Raw genomic sequence first — 8,533 nt, 5'->3', positions numbered from 1 at the left:
GAGGCGGCGGGCGGTCCGGCCGTCCTTGATTGTTATGTCCAGCTGAATCTGGCGCCCGAGGACAACGGACGCGGAGGCGTGAGCCCTGCGGATGTACTCGAGGTTGCGGCCGCGGTTCACGACGCGGAACACCTGCAGTTGAAGGGAGTGATGGCCGTGGCACCGCTCGGAGGAGACCCGCAGGAAGCCTTCGGCAGGCTTGCGGGGATCTCGGCCGACGTCGTCCACCGTTACCCCGGAGCGACGGGCATTTCCGCCGGGATGAGCGGTGATCTTGAACAGGCAATCGCCGCCGGTGCGACACACCTGCGCGTCGGCTCAGATGTGCTCGGCGCCCGCCCTCCGGTGGGGTAGCGTCAACGCTGTAACCGCGGGCGTCCTGAGGCGTCCTGGACAATCTTGCATGACGAAGGAATGACAGGAGCTACCATGGCTGGCGCACTGCGCAAGACAATGATTTACCTTGGGCTCGCCGACGGTGACGAGCACTACGAACCAGAGCCCAAGACATCTCACAGCAGGAATGAGGACTACTCGGTGGACTACGACCGTGACGAACGCCATGTCGAGCCCGCACCGGCGGCCAAGGCTGCCCCCGAGGAGTACCGCGCCCCGGTTACACCTATCAAGCGCGCACAGTCCGCCCGCGAGGACGCCTCATCCCTCCGCCAGATCACCACGGTGCACCCGCGTTCCTACAATGACGCAAAAATCATCGGGGAAAGCTTCCGCGACGGCATCCCGGTGATCATGAACGTCACCGACATGGGCGAGGCGGATGCCAAACGCCTGGTGGACTTCTCCGCGGGCCTGGTGTTCGGACTTCACGGCTCGATCGAGCGGGTCACCAACAAGGTATTCCTGCTCTCACCCTCCTACATCGAGGTCCTTGGTGAAGATCAGAAGGCCAGCGACGGTCAGGCCAGTTTCTTCAATCAAAGCTGACGCTGTTTACTGGTACTGATAACTATTTCCGTTCATGCCAGAGGACTGTGACTGACACGTGAGCTTGGTCTTCGCCCTGATCTACCTGGTGCTGATGCTGTTCCAGCTCGCGCTGATCATCCGTATCGTGTATGACGCCGTCCAGATGTTCGCCCGTAGCTGGCGGCCCCGCCGGCTCGCGCTCATCCTGGCGTCCATGGTTTATGCGGTGACCGATCCGCCCATCAAAATGTTTCGCCGGCTGATTCCGCCGCTCCGGTTGGGCGGCGTTTCGCTCGACATGGCGTTCATTGTGGTGTTTCTTGGGGCAACAATCCTCAAGGCCATCGCAGGATCTTTGGCGGTAGCGTGATCCGGGTTAGTTTTCGAGACCTAAAAGATATACGCTGACTCACATATTGTGAGTCATCAGGAGGGTCAAACCTCCACATGCACGTCCACAATTCAGTACCGTTGTCAGGTCTGCTCGACAGACGGCTTCGACCAAATCCACTATGAGGTGACCAGATGGCCCTGACGCCAGAAGATGTTGTCAACAAGCGGTTTCAGCCCACCAAGTTCCGTGAAGGCTACGACCAGGACGAGGTAGACGACTTCCTCGACGAAATTGTCGTGGAACTCCGCCGCCTGAACCAGGAGAACGACGACCTTCGCCGCCAGCTTTCCGAGGCTTCCACGGGTACGGCGCAGAACACCGCGGTCCCCGCTCCGGTAGCCGCCAGCACCAGCACCGAAGAGGTCCGCGAGGAGGAAAAGCCCGAGGAGCCCAAGGTCGAAGCACCGAAGGTGGAGGAGCGCCCCGCGCCCCAGCCTGTGGCCGCCGCCGCGCCTGCCCAGCAGGGAAACTCTGCCGAGTCAGCAGCAGGCGTTCTTGCCATGGCACAGAAGCTTCACGATGAATACGTCAACGCCGGCGTTGAGCAGCGCGACAAGATCATCGCCGAAGCCCAGATCGAGGCCAGCGGCCTGGTCAACGAGGCACAGGACAAGAGCCGCAAGATCCTCGGCGCTCTTGAGCAGCAGAAATCCGTCCTCGAGCGCAAGGTCGAACAGCTGCGCAGCTTCGAGCGCGACTACCGTTCACGTCTCAAGGCCTACATTGAGGGTCAGCTCCGCGATCTGGATTCGCGTGGCTCTGTTGCATCGGAAACGGCTGACGCCTAAGCGTCACTGACGTCTCACAGAGGCCAGCTGCCGGTTTATCCGGCGGCTGGCCTCTGCCGTATTCTGGATGGTGGAACCGCATCCATTGCTGCCGCCAGCGGCGCGTACAACTGAAAGCACCATGACCGAGCATCCTCCCGTCTCAGGCCACGATTCAGGCCGTACGCACCGCAAGCACGGCAAACGGATCGGAGCACGCTATGCGCTGCTGCTGGTCGCCTTTGCGCTGACGGCCTATGTCATCGACCAGCTCACCAAGATCTGGGTCGTTTCCACGATGGTGGAGGGGCAGGTCACCGCGGTGTTGCCGCCGGTGCTGAGCTGGCACTTCATCCGCAACTCCGGAGCGGCGTTTTCCATCGGTACCGAGATCACCTGGGTCTTCACCATCATCCAGGCCCTCGTCTCCATCGCAATCATCACCCAGATCGGGAAGGTTGCCTCCAAGGGATGGGCGGTCGCCCTGGGCCTGGTGCTCGGTGGGGCGCTTGGCAATCTCACCGACCGGCTGTTCCGCGAACCGGCTTTCGGTCAGGGACACGTGGTCGACTTCATCGCGCTGCCGAATTTCGCCATTTTCAACATCGCTGATACCGCAGTGGTCAGCGGAGTCATCCTCATCTGCCTGCTCACCCTGCGGGGCATCGGACTCGACGGCCGGCGCAGCAACGAGGTTCGTGACGGTGTCGACGCCGCGGAGGCAGCCGATGACGAACGTCCCTAGTACCTTCGACGTGCCCGAGTCGGCCGCAGGCCAGCGGCTGGACGCCGTCGTCGCCGCCCTGGCTGGCACGTCCCGTTCAACGGCGGCGGCCTGGTGCAGCGCCGGATATGTGACCGTTGGCGGGGCGGCCGTGCAGAAATCTGCCCGTGCTGTGCCGGGGAGCCGGCTCACCCTCACTGTTCCGGAGGAAGCAGATCCGCTGCGCGTCATTGCGGAGCCGGTCGAGGGGATGGGAATCCTGCTCGACGACGATGACTTCGTAGTGATTGACAAGCCGGTCGGGGTGGCGGCCCACCCCTCCCCGGGCTGGGTGGGACCCACTGTCGTGGGTGCGCTGGCGGCCGCCGGATACCGGATTTCGACGTCGGGCGCTCCCGAGCGGGTGGGCATTGTCCACCGGCTCGACGTCGGAACCTCCGGGACAATGGTCGTCGCCAAAAGCGAGCACGCCTACACGGTACTCAAGCAGGCGTTCAGGGACCGTACGGTGGACAAGCAGTACCACGCGCTCGTCCAGGGACTGCCGGATCCGCTCGAAGGAACAATTGAGGCGCCGATCGGCAGGCATCCGGCGCATGACTGGAAGTTTGCTGTGCTCGAGGACGGTCGCCCGTCGGTCACCCACTATTCGGTGGTGGAGGCTTTCGGCAAGGCAAGCCTCGTCAAGGTCCGGCTGGAAACCGGGCGAACCCACCAGATCCGGGTTCATTTTTCTGCGCTCCGTCATCCGTGTGCCGGTGACCTGACCTACGGTGCCGACCCCCGGCTCGCCGCGGAACTGGGGCTCACCCGGCAGTGGCTGCATGCCAGCAGGCTCGCCTTCGAGCACCCCCGCAGCGGTGAGCGGGTGGAAGTCGAGAGCCCGTTCCCCATGGACCTGCAGTACGCCCTTGACGCGCTCGCCACGGGGACGGTCTGAGCCCGACACCCGCAGCCTGCGCCACGAAGCGCGGCCGCCGCTCGCTAGAATGAGTTGGTGGTTTCCTCTGCTTCGGCCTCCTCCCGCCTTGCCCCGGCTCCCTCCGGGAATTCCTTCGTCCATCTTCACAACCACACCGAGTACTCGATGCTCGACGGCGCCGCCCGCCTGAACGACCTGTTCAGCCATACGGCGGAGCTTGGTATGAATGCGTTGGCCACCACCGACCATGGATTTGTGTTCGGAGCCTTTGATTTCTGGAACAAGGCCCGCAACGCAGGCGTGAAGCCAATCGTCGGCGTCGAGGCCTACCTCACTCCGGGCACGGCACGTGCCGACAAGACCCGCGTCCAGTGGGGCGGCGGCGGGCGCGACGACGTCTCCGGCGCCGGTGCGTACACCCACATGACGCTGTGGTCCGAAACCACGGAGGGAATGCACAACCTCTTCCGGATGTCCTCCCTGGCGTCCCTGGAGGGTTATCTCTACAAGCCGCGCATGGACCGTGACCTGCTGCAGACCTATGGGAAGGGCCTGATTGCCACCACGGGCTGTCCCTCGGGTGAGGTGCAGACAAAGCTGCGCCTCGGGCTGTACCGGGAAGCAGTGCAGGCAGCATCGGATTTTCGTGACATCTTCGGCCGGGACAACTTCTTCTGCGAGCTCATGGATCACGGGCTCGATATTGAGCGGAACGTCCAGGCTGACCTCGTCAAGCTCGCACGTGAGCTGGGCCTGCCGCTGGTGGCGACGAATGACCTCCACTACACCCACGCCGAGGACGCAAAGGCCCACGCCGCGCTGTTGTGCGTGCAGTCCGGATCCACCATGGCGGACCCCAAGCGGTTCAAGTTCGACGCCGATGAGTTCTACCTCAAATCGCCCGCCGAGATGCGCGCGATTTTCCGGGACTTCCCGGATGCCTGCGACAACACGCTGCTCATTGCCGAGCGCTGCGACGTCGAATTCAACACCAGTGCCAACTACATGCCGCGCTTCCCGGTCCCTGAAGGGGAGAACGAGCAGTCCTGGTTCGTCAAGGAAGTCGAGAAGGGGCTCCACTACCGCTATCCCGGAGGCATTCCGGACGACGTCCGCAAACAGGCGGACTACGAGGTCGGCGTCATCTCCCAGATGGGCTTCCCGGGGTACTTCCTCGTGGTGGCTGACTTCATCAACTGGGCGAAGAACAACGGCATCCGGGTAGGCCCGGGCCGTGGTTCCGGTGCCGGATCGATGGCCGCCTACGCGATGCGCATCACCGACCTGGATCCGCTGCGCCACGGACTGATCTTCGAACGCTTCCTGAATCCCGACCGCGTCTCCATGCCTGACTTCGACGTCGACTTCGACGATCGCCGCCGCTCCGAGGTGATCCGCTACGTCACCGAAAAATACGGTGATGAACGCGTCGCCATGATCGTCACCTACGGCACTATCAAGGCCAAGCAGGCGCTCAAGGACTCCTCCCGCGTGATGGGCTACCCGTTCTCGATGGGGGAGCGGCTCACCAAGGCAATGCCCCCTGACGTGATGGGCAAGGGAATCTCGCTGGTCGACGTCCACAACAAGGACGCCAAGCGCTACTCGGAGGCCGAGGAACTCCGGGAACTGCTGAAGGCCGACGCCGACGCGCAGAAAGTCTTCGAAACCGCACTCGGCCTCGAGGGGCTGAAGCGGCAGTGGGGAGTCCATGCGGCCGGCGTCATCATGTCCTCGGAGCCGTTGATCGACATCATCCCGATCATGCGCCGCGACCAGGACGGCCAGATCATCACGCAGTTCGACTATCCCACCTGTGAGGGCCTTGGCCTGATCAAGATGGACTTCCTCGGTCTGCGAAACCTCACGATCATGACCGACGCCCTGGAGAACATCAAGCTCAACCGCGACTTCGAGCTCGACCTTGAGACGCTGCCGCTCGAGGACAAGGAATCCTACGAGCTGCTCGCCAGGGGAGACACCCTGGGCGTGTTCCAGCTCGACGGCGGGCCCATGCGTTCGCTGCTGAAGCTGATGCGCCCGGACAACTTCGAGGACATCTCCGCTGTTATTGCGCTGTACCGGCCGGGCCCCATGGGAGCGAATTCGCACACCAACTACGCGCTGCGCAAGACCGGCGTCCAGGAAATCACGCCCATCCATCCGGAGCTGGAGGAGCCGCTCGCCGAAATCCTCAACACCACCTACGGCCTGATCGTGTATCAGGAGCAGGTGATGGCCATCGCACAGAAGGTAGCCGGTTACTCGCTTGGCCAGGCGGACATCCTTCGCCGCGCCATGGGCAAGAAGAAGAAGGAAGAGCTGGACAAGCAGTTCGCCGGCTTCTCCCAGGGCATGAGAGACAGTGGCTATTCCGACGCCGCGGTCAAGACCCTCTGGGACATCCTTCTGCCGTTCTCCGATTACGCCTTCAACAAGGCGCACTCCGCCGCCTACGGGGTGGTCGCATACTGGACTGCCTACCTGAAGGCTCATTACCCCTCTGAATACATGGCTGCCCTGCTGACCAGCGTGGGCGACGACAAGGACAAGCTTGCGCTCTACCTCAACGAGTGCCGCCGTATGGGCATCACCGTCCTGCCTCCGGACGTCAATGAATCGAGCGTCAACTTCACCCCGGTGGGCACTGACATCCGATTCGGCATGGGCGCCATCCGGAACGTCGGCGCCAACGTGGTCGGGGCGATGGTCGCTGCCCGCGAGGAGAAAGGCGCGTTCGAGTCCTTCTCCGATTTTCTCCAGAAGGTTCCCGCGGTGGTCTGCAACAAGCGAACCATTGAGTCGCTGATCAAGGCCGGCGCATTCGATTCCCTCGGAAACCCGAGGAGGGCACTGGCGATGATCCATGAGGAAGCGGTGGACTCCGTCGTCGTGCTGAAACGAAACGAGGCGGCCAACCAGTTCGACCTCTTCAGCGCCTTTGATGATCCGGGCGCCGGTACCGGCCTGTCGGTCGAGGTTCCGGATCTGCCGGAGTGGGCCAAGAAGGACAAGCTCGCCTTCGAACGGGACATGCTGGGACTGTATGTGTCCGACCATCCGCTCCAGGGGCTCGAAGGACTCCTCAGCCAGCACGCGGACTCGGCGATCACGTCCATCATCGGGGAGGACGGTCCGGCCGACGGCGCCTCCGTGACGATCGCGGGCATGATCACGTCGTTGCAGCGGCGGATCGCGAAGAACAGCGGGAATGCGTACGCCCGGGCCGAGATCGAGGACCTGGGCGGATCCATGGAGGTCATGTTCTTCGGCCAGGTGTACGGTCCGATCGCCTCTGTCCTGGAAGAGGACCTCATCGTGGTGGTTCGCGGCCGCCTCCAGCGGCGCGACGACGGCACAGTCACGCTGAACGCGCAGGAGCTTTCAGTGCCGGACCTCACCGAGGGGCACTCGGGCCCGGTAGTCATCTCCATGCTGCACCACAGGGCAACCGAGCCGGTGATCCACGAACTCGGGTCGGTACTGAGGCAACACCGCGGAAACTCCGAGGTGAGGCTGCAAGTGCGGAAGGAACGCCAGCTGTCGGTGCTCTCGCTACCGGTCGATTTGCGGGTCAACCCCACCCCGGCGCTGTTTGGAGACCTTAAGGTGCTGCTCGGACCGACATGCCTCGACGCGTGAGGCCGGACAGCCGGAACGGTTGGAGTAGAAAAATGCCGAGTTCATCCACGCAACCCGCCACCTATCCGCCGCCCGTCTATGCGGGGCCGGCCCCCCACACGCCGGTGCCGCCGTCGTCCCTGCTATGGTGGGGCGCCGCCATGGCGTTGCTGGGTCCCGTCCTCGGGATCCTCTGGTGGGTGGCTTCCCCCGGAGGGGCTTTCTACGGTGATCGCGCCGAGGCGGAGACCTGGCTCGCCCGGGACCTCGTGCTCGGTGGTCTGGAACTGGTGGCCGGAGTCGTCGTCGGTTGGCTCCTCAGCAACCGGCTGGAGTTACCGGGAGCCTGGCAGCGGGTATGCACTGCGGTGGTCGGGAGTGTGCTGGGCTCCGTGCTTGCCGTGGCCGTCGGCCAGGGGCTGGGTGCCCTGTTCTCCGGTGGAGCCAGTGAATTCCCCTTTGTCCTGCGCTCCCTGGGCGTTGCGGCAATCTGGCCCGCCGCAGCCACGCTTGTCGTGTTCCTTGCCTCGCTGCTTGGCCTGCTGCTGGTGCGGCCGAAGCGCTGAGCCTGCCGTCTCCCCGGGCGTGGGAAGGAACCGGTGCCGCCGCCGGTAGAATTGCGGCTGTGAATGCCGAGACCGCTCCCGCTTCCTTTGACGCCTTCCGGACCATAGATCTGCGCGGGACGCATCTGTCCGCGGCCGAGCTGAGGTCGGCAATGCCCCGCAGCACTTCCGCATCCTTTGATTCAGTTGCTGCCCGTGTGGAAGGCATCATTGCAGACGTCCGCACGCGCGGCTTCGACTCGCTCACCGAACTTGCGCAACGGTTCGACGGCGTCGAACAGCACCATCCCCTGGTGCCCGCGGAGGCCCTGCGTGAATCCCTTCGGACCCTCGATCCCAGCGTGCGCTCCGCGCTTGAAGAGTCCATCGACCGTGCCCGTGCCTTCGCAGCCGCGCAGAAGCCCGAGGACGTGTCCCTGGATATCCGTCCCGGTGCAGTGCTCACCCACCGCTGGGTTCCGGTAGGGCGGGTGGGGTTGTATGTTCCCGGTGGGCTCGCGGTGCTTGCCTCATCAGTCGTCATGAACGTGGTGCCGGCACAGGCAGCGGGCGTGGAATCGATTGCCCTTGCATCGCCTCCGCACAAGGACTTCGGCGGGCTGCCGCACCCGG

At 63.8% G+C, this 8,533-nt stretch carries 9 protein-coding genes; all 9 read left to right on the top strand.

Annotated elements, in window-relative coordinates:
* Window positions 1–354 (top strand): alanine racemase (locus X803_RS20460; RefSeq protein ID WP_035779339.1); only part of this gene is annotated, 354 nt, incomplete at its 5' end.
* 75 nt (window positions 355–429) lie between these two features.
* The gene (gene sepF / locus X803_RS0115140) at window positions 430–945 is read left to right on the top strand and encodes a cell division protein SepF (protein ID WP_026545788.1); all 516 of its coding nucleotides are present in this window, start codon (window positions 430–432) and stop codon (window positions 943–945) included.
* A gap of 58 nt (window positions 946–1,003) precedes the next feature.
* A complete protein-coding gene (locus tag X803_RS0115135; RefSeq protein ID WP_026545787.1) occupies window positions 1,004–1,297 on the top strand; it encodes a YggT family protein in 294 nt (97 codons plus the stop codon).
* A 155-nt stretch (window positions 1,298–1,452) separates the two neighbouring features.
* Complete coding sequence (locus X803_RS0115130; protein ID WP_026545786.1) at window positions 1,453–2,109, top strand: DivIVA domain-containing protein; 657 nt, start codon at window positions 1,453–1,455, stop codon at window positions 2,107–2,109.
* Window positions 2,110–2,230: 121 nt separating this feature from the next.
* Entirely contained in the window at window positions 2,231–2,833 is a 603-nt protein-coding gene (gene lspA, locus X803_RS20455; RefSeq protein WP_084033836.1) for a signal peptidase II, read from the top strand.
* The gene (locus X803_RS0115120; RefSeq protein ID WP_051470804.1) at window positions 2,817–3,752 is read left to right on the top strand and encodes an RluA family pseudouridine synthase; all 936 of its coding nucleotides are present in this window, start codon (window positions 2,817–2,819) and stop codon (window positions 3,750–3,752) included. Before lspA ends, X803_RS0115120 begins: the two co-directional genes overlap by 17 nt.
* Window positions 3,753–3,809: 57 nt before the next feature.
* Window positions 3,810–7,376 (top strand): DNA polymerase III subunit alpha, encoded by a 3,567-nt coding sequence (gene dnaE / locus X803_RS0115115; RefSeq protein ID WP_275450949.1) that lies wholly within the window; start codon window positions 3,810–3,812, stop codon window positions 7,374–7,376.
* 32 nt (window positions 7,377–7,408) lie between these two features.
* On the top strand, window positions 7,409–7,921 hold the full coding sequence (locus tag X803_RS20450; protein ID WP_156930089.1) for a hypothetical protein: 513 nt from the start codon (window positions 7,409–7,411) through the stop codon (window positions 7,919–7,921).
* A gap of 59 nt (window positions 7,922–7,980) precedes the next feature.
* On the top strand, window positions 7,981–8,533 hold a 553-nt coding region (locus X803_RS21640), incomplete at its 3' end, for a histidinol dehydrogenase (RefSeq protein WP_035779336.1).

This window comes from Arthrobacter sp. 35/47 (assembly GCF_000520475.1).
GTDB classification, from domain to species: domain Bacteria; phylum Actinomycetota; class Actinomycetes; order Actinomycetales; family Micrococcaceae; genus Arthrobacter_D; species Arthrobacter_D subterraneus.
The sequence above is the reverse complement of the archived record's forward strand: the minus strand, read 5'-3'. Positions and strand labels throughout refer to the sequence as shown.

Coding starts and splice junctions, on each gene's coding strand:
- sepF (WP_026545788.1), top strand. CDS start 430: ATGGCTGGCGCACTGCGCAAGACAATGATTTACCTTGGGCTCGCCGAC.
- X803_RS0115130 (WP_026545786.1), top strand. CDS start 1,453: ATGGCCCTGACGCCAGAAGATGTTGTCAACAAGCGGTTTCAGCCCACC.
- lspA (WP_084033836.1), top strand. CDS start 2,231: ATGACCGAGCATCCTCCCGTCTCAGGCCACGATTCAGGCCGTACGCAC.
- X803_RS0115120 (WP_051470804.1), top strand. CDS start 2,817: ATGACGAACGTCCCTAGTACCTTCGACGTGCCCGAGTCGGCCGCAGGC.
- X803_RS20450 (WP_156930089.1), top strand. CDS start 7,409: ATGCCGAGTTCATCCACGCAACCCGCCACCTATCCGCCGCCCGTCTAT.